Consider the following 12,630-nt stretch of genomic DNA (forward strand, 5'->3'; position numbering starts at 1 on the left):
TTACTATCACCGGGTGGGCGGTTTGGCGCGAAACGAAGTGACGCGTGACGACAAGAAATAAAAAACCCCGCGTAAGCGGGGTTTTCACGGCGTCAGAAGGACGTAATAAAAGTGCTGTCCATCAGACGTTGAAGCGGAAGTGCATCACGTCACCGTCCTTGACGATGTAATCCTTGCCTTCCAAGCGCCATTTGCCGGCTTCTTTCGCGCCTTGTTCGCCCTTGAACTGGATGAAATCGTCGTAGGCGACGACTTCGGCGCGGATGAAGCCTTTTTCGAAGTCGGTGTGGATCACAGCCGCAGCCTGCGGGGCGGTGGCGCCGACGCGCACGGTCCAGGCGCGGACTTCCTTCACGCCAGCGGTGAAGTAGGTCTGCAGGTGCAGCAGTTCGTAGCCGGCGCGGATCACGCGGTTCAGGCCGGGTTCTTCGAGGCCGAGGGCTTCGAGGAACATGTCCTTCTCTTCGCCGTCGTCGAGTTCGGCGATCTCGGCTTCGATCTTGTTGCACACCGGTACGACCATGGCGCCTTCTTCTTCGGCGATGGCGCGGACGACGTCCAGGTGCGGGTTGTTCTCGAAGCCGTCTTCGGCGACGTTGGCGATGTACATGACCGGTTTGCTGGTCAGCAGGTGGAAGCCGCGCACGACGCGCTTCTCGTCATCACCCATGTTCTTCATCAGCGAGCGGGCGGGTCTGCCTTCGCTGAAGTGGGGGATGAGCTTCTCCAGCAGGGCTTTCTGCACCAGGGCTTCCTTGTCGCCGCCCTTGGCGTTGCGCGCGACCTTCTGCAGTTGCTTCTCGCAGCTGTCGAGGTCGGCGAAGATCAGTTCGAGGTCGATGATCTCGATGTCGCGCTTGGGGTCGACGCTGTTGGAGACGTGAATGACGTTCTCGTCTTCGAAGCAGCGCACGACGTGGGCAATGGCGTCGGTCTCGCGGATGTTGGCGAGGAACTTGTTGCCCAGGCCTTCACCCTTGGACGCGCCGGCGACGAGGCCGGCGATGTCGACGAATTCCATGGTGGTTGGGATCACGCGCTCGGGCTTGACGATCTCGGCCAGCGCATCGAGGCGCGCATCAGGCATCGGCACGATGCCGCTGTTCGGCTCGATGGTGCAGAAGGGGAAGTTTTCCGCCGCGATGCCGGATTTGGTCAGGGCGTTGAACAGGGTGGACTTGCCGACGTTGGGCAGGCCGACGATGCCGCAGTTGAATCCCATGCTAGGTCCCTCGCGCCAGTGGCGGAAAAGAGGTGTGATCAGGCCTTCTGGCTGTGCAGCTTCTGCATCGCGCGGGTCCAGTCCCCGTCGAGCATTTCCGGCAGCACGCCGAGGGCGGAGTCGATGCTGGTGTCGAGCAGTTCCTGTTCGGCGCGCGGGGCGCGGCCAAGAACGAAACCGGAGACCAGGCTGCTGTGCCCTGGATGGCCGATGCCAAGCCGCAGGCGATGGAAACCGTTCTGGTTGCCGAGCTGGGCGATGATGTCGCGCAGCCCGTTGTGCCCACCGTGCCCGCCGCCCTTCTTGAGCTTGGCGACGCCGGGAGGCATGTCGAGTTCGTCGTGGGCCACCAGGATGGCTTCGACCGGAATGCGGAAGAATCCGGCGAGCGCCGCGACGGCCTGGCCGCTGCGGTTCATGTAGGTGGTGGGAATCAGCAGACGAACGTCGCGGCCCTTGTGGCTGAACTTGCCGACCAGGCCGAAGTACTTCTTGTCGAGAGACAGGTTCGCGCGTTGCGCGTCCGCCAGCCGCTCAACGAAAAGGGCCCCCGCGTTATGCCGGGTCTGGTCGTATTCAGGGCCTGGATTTCCCAGGCCAACGATCAGTTGTACGGCAGTCACGACGGGGGCCCCTTCCTTAAAGGCAATGGTGCGCGCGATTACTCGGCAGCAGCTTCGCCTTCACCTTCTTCTTTCACTACGCGGGAAGCGTGGATGTTGGCGACGGCCAGGTCGTTACCATGGGCCAGTTGCACCAGCTCTACGCCTTTCGGCAGTTTCAGGTCGGACAGGTGAACGATCTGACCCAGTTCTACTTTGGCCAGGTCGACTTCGATGAATTCCGGCAGGTCTTTCGGCAGGCAGGAAACTTCGACTTCGGAGATCACGTGGGAGATCTCGCCACCGCCGGTCTTGACGCCAACAGCGGTCGCTTCGTTCAGGAAGTGCAGGGGAACGTGGGCGGACAGCTTCTGGCCGGCAACGACGCGCTGGAAGTCAGCGTGCATGACGAAGCCTTTGGACGGATGGCGCTGCAGGGCCTTGATCAGTACGGTTTCCTTGGCGGAACCGACGTTCAGGCTGATCACGTGGCTGAAGGCAGCCTCGTTTTCCAGCAGTTTGGAAATCTCGCGCAGTTCCAGGGTGACGGATTGCGGGGCTTTTTCGCCACCGTAGATCACAGCCGGGATCAGGCCAGCATTACGACGCAGGCGGCGGCTCGCACCTTTCCCCAGGTCGGAACGCTCTTGGGCATTCAGTACAAAATCAACCATTTGACTATCTCCAAAATGACAAGATCGCCCGGACGCTTGCGACCAGCGTTCGGGCGATTTTGCTGATGCTCCGCCGGCATGGCGAAGCGCTTTACGTCAGGCCTGTCCCGCCTTAGCGGAACATGGCACTGATCGATTCTTCATTGCTGATGCGGCGCATGGCTTCAGCGACAACCGGAGCGATGTCCAGCTGGCGGATGCGGCCACAGGCTTGTGCAGCAGCGGACAGCGGGATGGTGTTGGTCACCACCAGCTCGTCCAGTACGGAGTTCTCGATGTTCTCGATGGCGCGGCCGGACAGCACCGGGTGGGTGCAGTAGGCGATGACCTTGGCGGCGCCGTGCTCTTTCAGAGCCTTGGCGGCGTGGCCGAGGGTGCCGGCGGTATCGACCATGTCGTCGACCAGTACGCAGGTACGGCCTTCGACATCACCGATGATGTGCATGACTTCGGACTGGTTGGCCTTCGGACGACGTTTGTCGATGATGGCCAGGTCGACGCCCAGGGACTTGGCGACGGCGCGCGCACGCACCACACCACCGATGTCCGGGGAGACGATCATCAGGTTCTCGAAGCGCTGGTCTTCGATGTCGTCGACCAGTACGGGCGAGCCGTAGATGTTGTCGACGGGGATATCGAAGAAGCCCTGGATCTGGTCGGCGTGCAGGTCAACGGTGAGTACGCGGTTGACGCCTACGACGGTCAGCATGTCGGCAACGACTTTGGCGCTGATGGCCACGCGAGCGGAACGCGGGCGGCGATCCTGGCGGGCGTAACCGAAGTAGGGGATGACTGCCGTGATACGAGTCGCCGAGGAGCGGCGGAAGGCATCGGCCATCACCACCAGTTCCATCAGGTTGTCGTTGGTCGGTGCGCAGGTCGGTTGAATCAGGAAGACGTCCTTACCACGAACGTTTTCGTTGATTTCAACGCTGATCTCGCCGTCGGAGAACTTGCCGACAGAAACGTCACCGAGGGGGATGTGCAGCTGCCGTACGACACGGCGTGCCAGATCGGGGTTGGCGTTCCCCGTGAAAACCATCATTTTGGACACGCTGCGGTACCTGTGTCGGCTTGAGGGTAGGCCCGGTTGAGCCAGAAGAAAATGGCAGGGGCGGCTGGATTCGAACCAACGCATGGCAGGATCAAAACCTGCTGCCTTACCGCTTGGCGACGCCCCTGTAGCTTACAACTTGCGGAGCAATGTGTTCGTTGACGCTGTACGTATAACCCCTTGGGTTAATGGCAGGGGCGGCTGGATTCGAACCAACGCATGGCAGGATCAAAACCTGCTGCCTTACCGCTTGGCGACGCCCCTGTATCGTACAACCGATTACATTACTGCTTCTCAGGCCTGGCCTTGCAGCTTTCGGTGCAACATCGAGATGTTACGGCCCTGGGCAACAAAACTCGGCAGAGTGGCCGGAAGTTGGCGGCGAACTTTATCAGCATCGCCCTTGTTTGGGAAGCTCCCAAACACACAAGCTCCGGTGCCGGTCAATCTCGCTTCGGTAAATTTACCTAGCTGGATCAGTGCGTTACGTACATCCGGGTAACGCTTCTCGACGACCGGCTGGCAGTCGTTATGACCGTCCACCCCGAGAAGGCTGCGAACTTTAATGGGCGGAGTATCCCGTGTCAACTCGGGATCGGAGAAAACTTCTGCAGTGGAGACAAAGACTTGCGGCACAACGACGAGGAACCAGGGCTCGTCGAGTTCCACTGGCGTGAGCTGCTCGCCGACGCCTTCGGCAAATGCCGCTCGGCCGCGTACGAATACCGGGACGTCTGCGCCCAGGCTCAGGCCCAGTGCGGCAAGGCGGTCTTCGTCCCAGCCCAGTGACCACAAATGATTCAGCGCCAGCAGGGCAGTGGCGGCATCGGAACTGCCGCCGCCAATGCCACCGCCCATGGGCAGGCGCTTGTCCAGCCAGACATCGGCGCCCAGCTTCGTGCCGGATTGTTCCTGCAGCCGGCGTGCGGCTTTCACGATCAGGTTGCTGTCGTGGGGCACGCCTGCGATGTCGGTGTTCAGGCGGATTTCGCCGTCCTCGCGCACAGCGAACTGGAGTTCGTCGCCATGATCGAGAAATTGGAACAGGGTCTGCAACTCGTGGTAGCCGTCGGCGCGGCGACCGGTGATGTGCAGGAACAGGTTGAGCTTGGCCGGTGCCGGCAGGGTCAGGCGGTCTTGCATGTCACTGCTGGCTCGCCTGGCCCAGCTGGCGCGGTTGCCAGGTTTTCACCACCAGGGTGACGTCCAGGTCCTGGCCGTGCAGCTTCAGGCGCTCGGGCAGCCAGTAGCCGTTCTGTTCGCTGTAGCGGGTGTATTCCACGTCCCAGCCGTCCTGTTGCAGCCTGGCCAGGCGGCTCTCGCTGTCGAGGGTCAGGCGACTCTTGCTGTCCGGGGCGGGCAGGCCGCGAATCCACCAGAGCAGGTGGGAAACCGGCAGGCGCCAGCCCATCTGCTGTTCCAGCAACTCTTCGGGGGAGGCGGCTTCATAGCGGCCCTGGCCGGCGACTTCGAGGGTCACGGCGCCTTCGCGGCCGGTCAGCCGCGCGGCGCCGCGGCCGAGCGGGCCGGACAGGCGGATGTCGTAGTAGTCCTGGCGCTGCAGCCAGAACAGGGTGCCGCTGCCCGAATCCTTGGGCGCGCGGATGCCGACCTTGCCGTCGATCTGCCAGCCGTCGAGGGTGGCGATACGGGCCTTGTGGGCATTCCAGGCGGTGGCGTTGCCCTGGCCTTCCAGGGCTTCGTGGGTGCCGAAGCTGGAGCAGCCGGCCAGCAGGGCCAGCGCGGCAGCGCCGATCAGATGACGTAAACGCATAAATCAGAGGGTTCCGGAGCCGGTCAGGCGCAACATGGTGTCGCGCAGGACGGCGCTGTCAGGCTGGCTTTGCAGGGCGGTGGCCCAGACCTTGCGGGCTTCGCTCTGCTTGCCCTGGGCCCAGAGTACTTCGCCCAGGTGCGCGGCCACTTCGTGGTCGGGGAAGCGTTCCAGCGCCTTGCGCAGGTAGGTTTCCGCTTCGCTGAGGTTGCCCAGGCGATAATTCACCCAGCCCAGGCTGTCGAGGATCGCCGGGTCGTCCGGGTTCAGCGAGTGAGCCTTCTGGATCAGGTCGCGGGCTTCGCTGTAGCGGGTGGTGCGGTCGGCCAGGGTGTAGCCCAGCGCGTTGAGCGCCATGGCGTTGTCCGGCTCGCGCTGGATGATCAGGCGCAGGTCCTGCTCCATCTGCGCAAGGTCGTTGCGCTTCTCGGCGAGCATGGAACGGGTGTAGAGCAGGTTGAGGTCGTCCGGGAACTGCTTGAGGCCTTGCTGGATGACGCTCCAGGCGCGATCGACCTGGTCGCGGTTGGACAGGCCTTCCGCTTCGATCAGGTACAGCTGGATGGCGTAGTCCGGTTGGCGGTCGCGGGTTTCGGCGAGGCGGCGCGAGGCATCGTCATAGCGTTTCTGGTCCAGCAGGATCTCGGTGGAGCGCAGCTGGGCCGGGAGGAAGTCGTTGCCCGGTCCGACCAGGGCGTACTCCTTGAGCGCGGTTTCCGGGTCCTTCTGCTCCTCGGCCAGGCGGCCCAGGTTGAAGTGGGCGGAGTCGACGTGGCTGTCGCGCTCCACCAGTTCCTGCAGGTAGACCTTGGCTTCGTCCCAGGCCTGGGCTTCGAGGCAGACCAGGGCCAGGGAGAAGCGCAGGTCGTCGTCATCGGGGAATTGCTCGACCAGCGCGGAGAACTCGGCCTTGGCGTCTTCCAGGCGGTTCTGCTCCACCAGCAGGCGGGCGTAGGCGAGGTGGACGCGCTTGTCGTCCGGGTGTTCCTTGATGCCGGCCTTGAGCAGTGGCAGCGCTTCATCGCTGCGCTTCATGCTCTGCAGCAGGCGGGCGCGCAGCAGCAGCGGGGCGACGTCGTGCTTGCTGGCGGAATTGTCTTCGAGCAGGTGCAGGGCTTCCTGCGGGCGGCCGTCCTGTTGCAGCAGCAGGGCCTTGCCGAACAGCAACTGGCCGTTGTCCGGGTACTTCTTCAACAGGCGATCGAAGCTCTGCAAGAGGCCTGCGCGGGTATCCGGGTCGGTCTCGGCGGCGGACAGCGCGAGGAAGTCGAAGTGGGTGTCGCCCTGGCCATTGAGGACTTTCTCCATGTACACCATGGATTCGTCGTACTGCCCGGTGCGCGCCAGCTGGATGGCGGCGGCGCGCTGGGCGTCGAGGTTGTCCGGCGCGGCCTTGGCCCAGATCAGCGAGGTGTCCAGGGCTTCCTGGTCGGCGCCCAGGTATTCGGCGATGCGGAACGCGCGCTCGGCGACGCCCGGGTCGCGGGTTTCCTTGGCCTGCTCGACATAGTTGGCGAGGGCGATGTCGAAGCGGTTGCGCTGGCCTGCCAGTTCGGCGGTCAGTAGCGAGAACATCGTGTCCTCGCTGAAGGAGCCGTACTTCTGGTCCTTCTGGGCAGCCGCGGCCTTGTCCTTCTCCGCGGAAGCACTGTCGGAATTTTTCTGTGTAAGAGACTGGCAGCCGCCGAGCAGCAGCAGAGCAGTCAGCAGCGCAAGAGACTTGTTCATAGAGGAAGGACGAGGGCCTGACCTGCGAAATGGGACCATCATGACATAAGGAAAGTGCCAATCCCATGGGCAAGCGCCGCTGGATGGCCTGTATACGATTTGCAGTGTGCGATACGTCGCGGGTGGTTGTCCTTCACTGGCCTAAGTAGGACAATTGCGGGCTTTCCGATCAGCATCAGCGATTCTGCATGGCCTTCATTGCCCTCGGCATCAACCACAAGACCGCGTCCGTGGCCGTGCGCGAGCGCGTGGCTTTTACTCCCGAGCAGATGGTCGAGGCCCTGCAGCTGCTGTGCAGGCTGACCTCCAGCCGCGAGGCCGCGATCCTCTCCACCTGCAACCGCAGCGAGCTCTACCTGGAGATCGAACACCCGGATGCCGGCGACGTGCTGGCCTGGCTGGCCGATTACCACAACCTGGGCATCGATGACCTGCGCGCCTGCGCCTACGTCCACCAGGACGAGGAAGCCGTGCGCCACATGATGCGCGTGGCGGCCGGCCTGGATTCCATGGTACTGGGCGAGCCGCAGATACTCGGGCAGATGAAGTCCGCCTACGCGGTGGCCCGCGAGGCCGGCACCGTCGGGCCGATGCTCGGGCGCCTGTTCCAGGCTACCTTCAGCACCGCCAAGACCGTGCGCACCGACACGGCCATCGGCGAGAACCCGGTGTCGGTCGCATTCGCCGCTGTAAGCCTGGCCCGGCAGATATTCAGCGACCTGAGCCGCAGCCAGGCGTTGCTGATCGGCGCCGGCGAGACCATCACGCTGGTCGCCCGCCACCTGCACGAGCAGGGCGTGAAGCGCATCGTGGTCGCCAACCGCACCCTGGAGCGCGCCAGCCAACTGGCTGAGCAGTTCGGCGCCCGCGCCATCCTGCTGGCAGACATGCCGGACGAGCTGGTCAACAGCGACATCGTCATCAGTTCCACCGCCAGCCAGTTGCCCATCCTCGGCAAGGGCGCGGTGGAGCGAGCCTTGAAGCAGCGCCGGCACAAGCCGATGTTCATGGTCGATATCGCCGTGCCGCGCGATATCGAGCCGGAAGTCGGCGAGCTGGAAGACGTCTACCTCTATAGCGTCGACGACCTCCACGAAGTGGTCGCCGAGAACCTCAAGAGCCGCCAGGGCGCCGCCCAGGCCGCTGAGGAGCTTGTCGGCGATGGCGTCGTCGAGTTCATGCAGCGCCTGCGCGAACTGGCCGCGGTCGACGTGCTGCGCGCCTATCGCCAGCAGGCCGAGCGCCTGCGCGACGAGGAAACCCAGAAGGCCCAGCGTCTGCTGGCCAATGGCGCCGACCCGATGGAAGTCATCGCCCAGCTCAGCCGTGGCCTGACCAATAAATTGCTGCACGCCCCCAGCGTGCAGATGAAGAAACTCTCCGCCGAGGGCCGCATCGATGCGCTGGCCGTCGCGCAGGAACTGTTCGCCCTCGAGGAGGGCACTGACAAGCGATGAAAGCGTCCCTCCTGAAAAAGCTGGATATCCTCAGCGATCGCTTCGAAGAGCTCACTGCGCTCCTGGGCGACGCCGAGGTGATCAGCGACCAGACCAAGTTCCGCGCCTACTCCCGTGAGTACGCCGAGGTGGAGCCGGTGATCCTTGCCTTCCGCGAGTTCCGCAAGGTGCAGTCCGATCTTGAAGGCGCCCAGGCGCTGCTCAAGGACAGCGACCCGGACCTGCGCGAAATGGCCGAGGAAGAAGTCGCCGAAGCGAAGAGTGCGCTGGTTGGCCTGGAGGACCGCCTGCAGCGCATGCTGCTGCCCAAGGACCCCAACGACGGCCGCAACGTCTTCCTGGAAATCCGCGCCGGCACCGGCGGCGACGAAGCCGCGATCTTCTCCGGCGACCTGTTCCGCATGTACTCGCGCTACGCCGAGAAGCAGGGCTGGCGTGTGGAAGTCATGTCCGAGAACGAGGGAGAGCATGGCGGCTATAAGGAAGTGATTGCCCGCGTCGAGGGCGAAAGCGTCTTCGCCAAGCTCAAGTTCGAGTCCGGCGCACACCGCGTGCAGCGTGTGCCGGCGACCGAGTCCCAGGGTCGTATCCACACCTCGGCGTGCACCGTCGCGGTGCTGCCCGAGCCGGACGAACAGGCGGCCATCGAGATCAACCCAGCCGACCTGCGCGTGGACACCTACCGCTCCTCCGGTGCCGGCGGCCAGCACGTGAACAAGACCGACTCGGCGGTGCGCATCACGCACATTCCGTCGGGCATTGTGGTCGAGTGCCAGGAAGAGCGTTCGCAGCACAAGAACCGCGCCAAGGCCATGGCCTGGCTGGCGGCCAAGCTCAACGACCAGCAGCAGGCCGCGGCCCAGCAGGCGATCGCCAGCACGCGCAAGCTGCTGGTCGGTTCGGGTGATCGCTCCGAGCGCATCCGCACCTACAATTTCCCTCAGGGGCGCGTCACCGATCACCGCATCAACCTGACCCTGTATTCCCTGGGCGAAGTGATGGAAGGCGCGGTGGAGCAAGTGATCGAGCCCTTGCTGCAAGAGTTCCAGGCCGACCAGCTGGCCGCGCTCGGCGATTAAGAGAGCGACAGACCATGGCAACCATCATGACTCTGCTCAACGAGGCGCAATTGCCGGACTCGCCCAGTGCGCGCCTGGATGCCGAGCTGTTGCTCGCCGCCGCGTTGGGCAAACCGCGCAGCTTCCTGCGCACCTGGCCCGAACGCGTGGTCAGCCGTGAGGCGCACGACCTCTTCGACCGCTACCTGGCGCGCCGCCTAGCCGGCGAGCCGGTGGCCTACATCCTTGGCCGCCAGGGCTTCTGGAGCCTGGACCTGGAAGTCGCGCCGCATACCCTGATCCCGCGCCCGGACACCGAACTGCTGGTGGAGACCGCGCTGGCGCTGCTGCCGGCCTCGCCTTCCCGCGTGCTCGACCTGGGCACCGGCACTGGCGCCATCGCCCTCGCGCTGGCCTGTGAGCGCCTGAGCTGGCAAGTGCTGGGTGTGGACCGCATTCCCGAGGCCGTGGCCCTGGCCGAGCGCAACCGCGAACGGCTGCGCCTGACCAATGTCGCCTTCCGTGCCAGTCACTGGTTCTCTGCGGTCGATGGCGAGCGCTTCTCGCTGATCGTCAGCAACCCACCCTACATTCCCAGTACCGACCCGCACCTCAAGCTGGGCGACGTGCGCTTCGAGCCTTCGAGCGCGCTGGTCTCCGGGCAGGACGGGCTGGACGATATCCGCCTGATCATCGACCAGGCGCCGGACCACCTGGAAAACGGCGGCTGGCTGATGCTCGAGCACGGCTTCGACCAACCTGACGCCGTGCGCGACCTGCTGCAAGGCCGTGGCTTCACTGCCGTGGAAAGTCGCCGCGACCTAGGTGGCCACGAGCGCATCAGCCTGGGGCGCTGGACATGCTGACCGACAACGAACTGCTGCGCTACAGCCGGCAGATACTGCTGCCGCAGATCGACGTGGACGGCCAATTGCGCCTGAAAGACAGCCGCGTACTGATCGTCGGCCTCGGCGGCCTCGGCGCTCCGGTGGCGTTGTACCTGGCCGCCGCCGGCGTTGGCGAGCTGCACCTGGCGGACTTCGATACGGTCGACCTGACCAACCTGCAGCGGCAGATCATCCACGACAGCGACAGCGTGGGAGTGAGCAAGGTGGATTCCGCCATTGCCCGCCTCACGGCGATCAATCCGGACGTGAAGCTGGTCGCCCATCGCCAGGCGCTGGACGCCGACTCCCTCGACGCCGCGGTTGCTGCCGTCGATCTCGTACTGGATTGCTGCGACAACTTCGGCACCCGGGAGGCGGTCAACGCCGCCTGCGTTGCCGCGAAGAAGCCGCTGGTGAGTGGCGCGGCCATTCGCCTGGAAGGGCAGCTCTCGGTGTTTGACCCGCGCCGTGAGGAAAGCCCCTGCTACCACTGCCTCTATGGCCATGGCAGCGAAGCCGAGCTGACTTGCAGCGAGGCCGGCGTGGTCGGTCCGCTGGTGGGCCTGGTGGGCAGCCTGCAGGCATTGGAAGCGCTGAAGCTGCTGGCTGGTTTCGGCGAGCCGCTGGTGGGCCGCCTGTTGCTGATCGATGCGCTGGGCTCGCGCTTCCGCGAGCTGCGGGTCAAGCGCGATCCGCAGTGCGCCGTGTGCGGAGCGGCGCATGGCTGATGCCGCGCCGGTCGGTGTGTTCGACTCCGGCGTGGGCGGCCTGAGCGTCCTCCACGAAATCCGCGCACGGCTGCCCCATGAATCGCTGATCTATCTTGCCGACTGCGGCCATGTGCCCTACGGCGAGAAGACTCCCGAGTACATCCGCGCGCGTTGCCGTGCCATCGCCGAATTCCTTCTGGGCCGTGGCGCCAAGGCGTTGGTGCTGGCCTGCAACACTGCAACGGCCGCTGCGGCCGCCGACCTGCGCGAGCTTTATCCACAGCTGCCCATCGTTGCCATGGAGCCGGCGGTGAAGCCCGCCGCCGAGGCGACCCGCAGCGGTGTGGTGGGCGTACTCGCCACCACCGGGACCTTGAAGAGTGCGCGATTCGCCGCGTTGCTGGATCGTTTCGCCAGCGATGTGAGGGTTATCACCCAGCCTTGTCCTGGGTTGGTGGAGCGCATCGAGCTGGGCGATCTGGACGGCCCCCAGACCCGTGAACTGCTGATGAGTTATGTTGCGCCGTTGCTGGCCGAAGGCTGCGACACGCTGATCCTGGGCTGCACGCACTATCCTTTTTTGCGTCCGCTGCTGCGCCAACTGGTGCCCGCGGACGTTTCGCTGATCGACACCGGGGCCGCCGTAGCTCGCCAGCTTGAGCGGGTGCTGCAGGCACGGGGGATGCTGGCTGAAGGCCACGCAAAAAAAATTGAGCTATGGACCAGCGGCGCAGTCGAAGCCTTTGAACCGGTATTGCCAGTGCTCTGGGGAACTGACGAACCTGTCAGTCACTTCCCTGGCTGATGGAAAATAGCTAGCTATCTACTTTGGTCTGTCAGTAAATGCTGACAAATGGCCTTATAATTGCCAGCTATTCGCGGAGATTTTTCATTCAGCTTTCTAATAAAGGACGTTTCGATGAAGAAACTGCTCTCGCTTGCCACTGTGGCAGCTCTGACTCTCGGATACATGGTCTCTTCGCAGGCAGCCAGCCTGACCGGCGCTGTCGGTTTCACCGGGCAGAACGACATGACCTACCGACTGGGCCTGGGTTTCGACTGGGACAAGAGTTGGTGGGAAACTTCGACGGGCCGCCTCACCGGTTACTGGGACGCCGGCTACACTTACTGGGAAGGCGGTGACCAAGCCAGTGGCCGCCACTCGCTGTCCTTCAGCCCGGTATTCGTCTACGAATTTTCCGGCGAGAAGGTCAAACCCTTCGTTGAGGCAGGTATCGGCGTAGCCGTATTCAGCGGTTCCCGTGTCGGCGACCAGAACCTGGGTGGCGCCTTCAACTTCGAGGATCGCCTGGGCGTCGGCCTGCGTTTCGGCGAGGGTCAGGCCTTGGGTGTCCGGGCCATGCACTACTCCAACGCCGGTATCAGCCAGCCGAACGATGGCATCGAATCCTACAGCCTTTATTACACGCATCCGCTGTAACAGATCGCTGACAAAAAGCCGGG

At 64.0% G+C, this 12,630-nt stretch carries 13 protein-coding genes and 2 tRNA genes; 6 read left to right on the plus strand and 9 right to left on the minus strand.

Annotated features, from left to right (window positions below; genetic code table 11):
* Positions 1-121: 121 nt before the first annotated feature.
* From ychF to GJV37_RS00145, 9 genes are all read right to left on the minus strand, one after another.
* Complete coding sequence (gene ychF, locus GJV37_RS00105) at positions 122-1,222, minus strand: redox-regulated ATPase YchF (RefSeq protein WP_193452055.1); 1,101 nt, start codon at positions 1,220-1,222, stop codon at positions 122-124.
* Between the two features lie 38 nt (positions 1,223-1,260).
* Positions 1,261-1,845: an aminoacyl-tRNA hydrolase gene (gene pth / locus GJV37_RS00110; RefSeq protein WP_193452056.1), complete on the minus strand. Its 585-nt coding sequence runs from the start codon at positions 1,843-1,845 to the stop codon at positions 1,261-1,263.
* Positions 1,846-1,883: 38 nt separating this feature from the next.
* Entirely contained in the window at positions 1,884-2,498 is a 615-nt protein-coding gene (locus GJV37_RS00115) for a 50S ribosomal protein L25/general stress protein Ctc (RefSeq protein WP_193452057.1), read from the minus strand.
* Positions 2,499-2,610: 112 nt separating this feature from the next.
* Positions 2,611-3,552: a ribose-phosphate pyrophosphokinase gene (locus GJV37_RS00120; protein WP_015478849.1), complete on the minus strand. Its 942-nt coding sequence runs from the start codon at positions 3,550-3,552 to the stop codon at positions 2,611-2,613.
* Between the two features lie 52 nt (positions 3,553-3,604).
* Positions 3,605-3,679: transfer RNA gene (locus tag GJV37_RS00125), tRNA-Gln, on the minus strand.
* A 62-nt stretch (positions 3,680-3,741) separates the two neighbouring features.
* A tRNA-Gln gene (locus tag GJV37_RS00130) sits at positions 3,742-3,816 on the minus strand.
* Positions 3,817-3,846: 30 nt separating this feature from the next.
* A complete protein-coding gene (gene ispE / locus GJV37_RS00135; protein WP_170859804.1) occupies positions 3,847-4,695 on the minus strand; it encodes a 4-(cytidine 5'-diphospho)-2-C-methyl-D-erythritol kinase in 849 nt (282 codons plus the stop codon).
* Position 4,696: 1 nt separating this feature from the next.
* On the minus strand, positions 4,697-5,326 hold the full coding sequence (gene lolB, locus GJV37_RS00140; protein WP_170859803.1) for a lipoprotein insertase outer membrane protein LolB: 630 nt from the start codon (positions 5,324-5,326) through the stop codon (positions 4,697-4,699).
* Between the two features lie 3 nt (positions 5,327-5,329).
* Positions 5,330-7,096 carry a tetratricopeptide repeat protein gene (locus GJV37_RS00145; RefSeq protein WP_169890142.1) on the minus strand — a complete coding sequence of 589 codons (1,767 nt, stop codon included), beginning with the start codon at positions 7,094-7,096 and terminating at the stop codon, positions 5,330-5,332.
* 146 nt (positions 7,097-7,242) lie between these two features.
* On the opposite strand from GJV37_RS00145, the gene hemA reads away from it, so the two are divergent.
* The 6 genes from hemA (at position 7,243) to GJV37_RS00175 (ending at position 12,607) form a co-directional block, all read left to right on the plus strand.
* Positions 7,243-8,511 (plus strand): glutamyl-tRNA reductase, encoded by a 1,269-nt coding sequence (gene hemA / locus GJV37_RS00150; protein WP_038803562.1) that lies wholly within the window; start codon positions 7,243-7,245, stop codon positions 8,509-8,511.
* The gene (gene prfA / locus GJV37_RS00155) at positions 8,508-9,590 is read left to right on the plus strand and encodes a peptide chain release factor 1 (RefSeq protein ID WP_024762573.1); all 1,083 of its coding nucleotides are present in this window, start codon (positions 8,508-8,510) and stop codon (positions 9,588-9,590) included. Before hemA ends, prfA begins: the two co-directional genes overlap by 4 nt.
* Before the next feature lie 14 nt (positions 9,591-9,604).
* On the plus strand, positions 9,605-10,435 hold the full coding sequence (gene prmC / locus GJV37_RS00160) for a peptide chain release factor N(5)-glutamine methyltransferase (protein WP_037011947.1): 831 nt from the start codon (positions 9,605-9,607) through the stop codon (positions 10,433-10,435).
* Positions 10,429-11,184: a molybdopterin-synthase adenylyltransferase MoeB gene (locus GJV37_RS00165; RefSeq protein ID WP_193452058.1), complete on the plus strand. Its 756-nt coding sequence runs from the start codon at positions 10,429-10,431 to the stop codon at positions 11,182-11,184. Before prmC ends, GJV37_RS00165 begins: the two co-directional genes overlap by 7 nt.
* Positions 11,177-11,971 (plus strand): glutamate racemase, encoded by a 795-nt coding sequence (gene murI, locus GJV37_RS00170; RefSeq protein ID WP_024762575.1) that lies wholly within the window; start codon positions 11,177-11,179, stop codon positions 11,969-11,971. Before GJV37_RS00165 ends, murI begins: the two co-directional genes overlap by 8 nt.
* Positions 11,972-12,085: 114 nt before the next feature.
* On the plus strand, positions 12,086-12,607 hold the full coding sequence (locus tag GJV37_RS00175) for an acyloxyacyl hydrolase (protein ID WP_024762576.1): 522 nt from the start codon (positions 12,086-12,088) through the stop codon (positions 12,605-12,607).
* Positions 12,608-12,630: the final 23 nt, after the last annotated feature.

It is taken from the genome of Pseudomonas nitroreducens (genome assembly GCF_010994165.1).
In the GTDB taxonomy this organism is placed as follows: domain Bacteria; phylum Pseudomonadota; class Gammaproteobacteria; order Pseudomonadales; family Pseudomonadaceae; genus Pseudomonas; species Pseudomonas nitroreducens.

Excerpts from the sequence above, each read along its gene's own strand:
- ychF (WP_193452055.1), bottom strand. The coding sequence starts at position 1,222 with ATGGGATTCAACTGCGGCATCGTCGGCCTGCCCAACGTCGGCAAGTCC.
- GJV37_RS00115 (WP_193452057.1), bottom strand. The coding sequence starts at position 2,498 with ATGGTTGATTTTGTACTGAATGCCCAAGAGCGTTCCGACCTGGGGAAA.
- ispE (WP_170859804.1), bottom strand. The coding sequence starts at position 4,695 with ATGCAAGACCGCCTGACCCTGCCGGCACCGGCCAAGCTCAACCTGTTC.
- lolB (WP_170859803.1), bottom strand. The coding sequence starts at position 5,326 with ATGCGTTTACGTCATCTGATCGGCGCTGCCGCGCTGGCCCTGCTGGCC.
- GJV37_RS00145 (WP_169890142.1), bottom strand. The coding sequence starts at position 7,096 with ATGATGGTCCCATTTCGCAGGTCAGGCCCTCGTCCTTCCTCTATGAAC.
- hemA (WP_038803562.1), top strand. The coding sequence starts at position 7,243 with ATGGCCTTCATTGCCCTCGGCATCAACCACAAGACCGCGTCCGTGGCC.
- prfA (WP_024762573.1), top strand. The coding sequence starts at position 8,508 with ATGAAAGCGTCCCTCCTGAAAAAGCTGGATATCCTCAGCGATCGCTTC.
- prmC (WP_037011947.1), top strand. The coding sequence starts at position 9,605 with ATGGCAACCATCATGACTCTGCTCAACGAGGCGCAATTGCCGGACTCG.
- GJV37_RS00165 (WP_193452058.1), top strand. The coding sequence starts at position 10,429 with ATGCTGACCGACAACGAACTGCTGCGCTACAGCCGGCAGATACTGCTG.
- murI (WP_024762575.1), top strand. The coding sequence starts at position 11,177 with ATGGCTGATGCCGCGCCGGTCGGTGTGTTCGACTCCGGCGTGGGCGGC.
- GJV37_RS00175 (WP_024762576.1), top strand. The coding sequence starts at position 12,086 with ATGAAGAAACTGCTCTCGCTTGCCACTGTGGCAGCTCTGACTCTCGGA.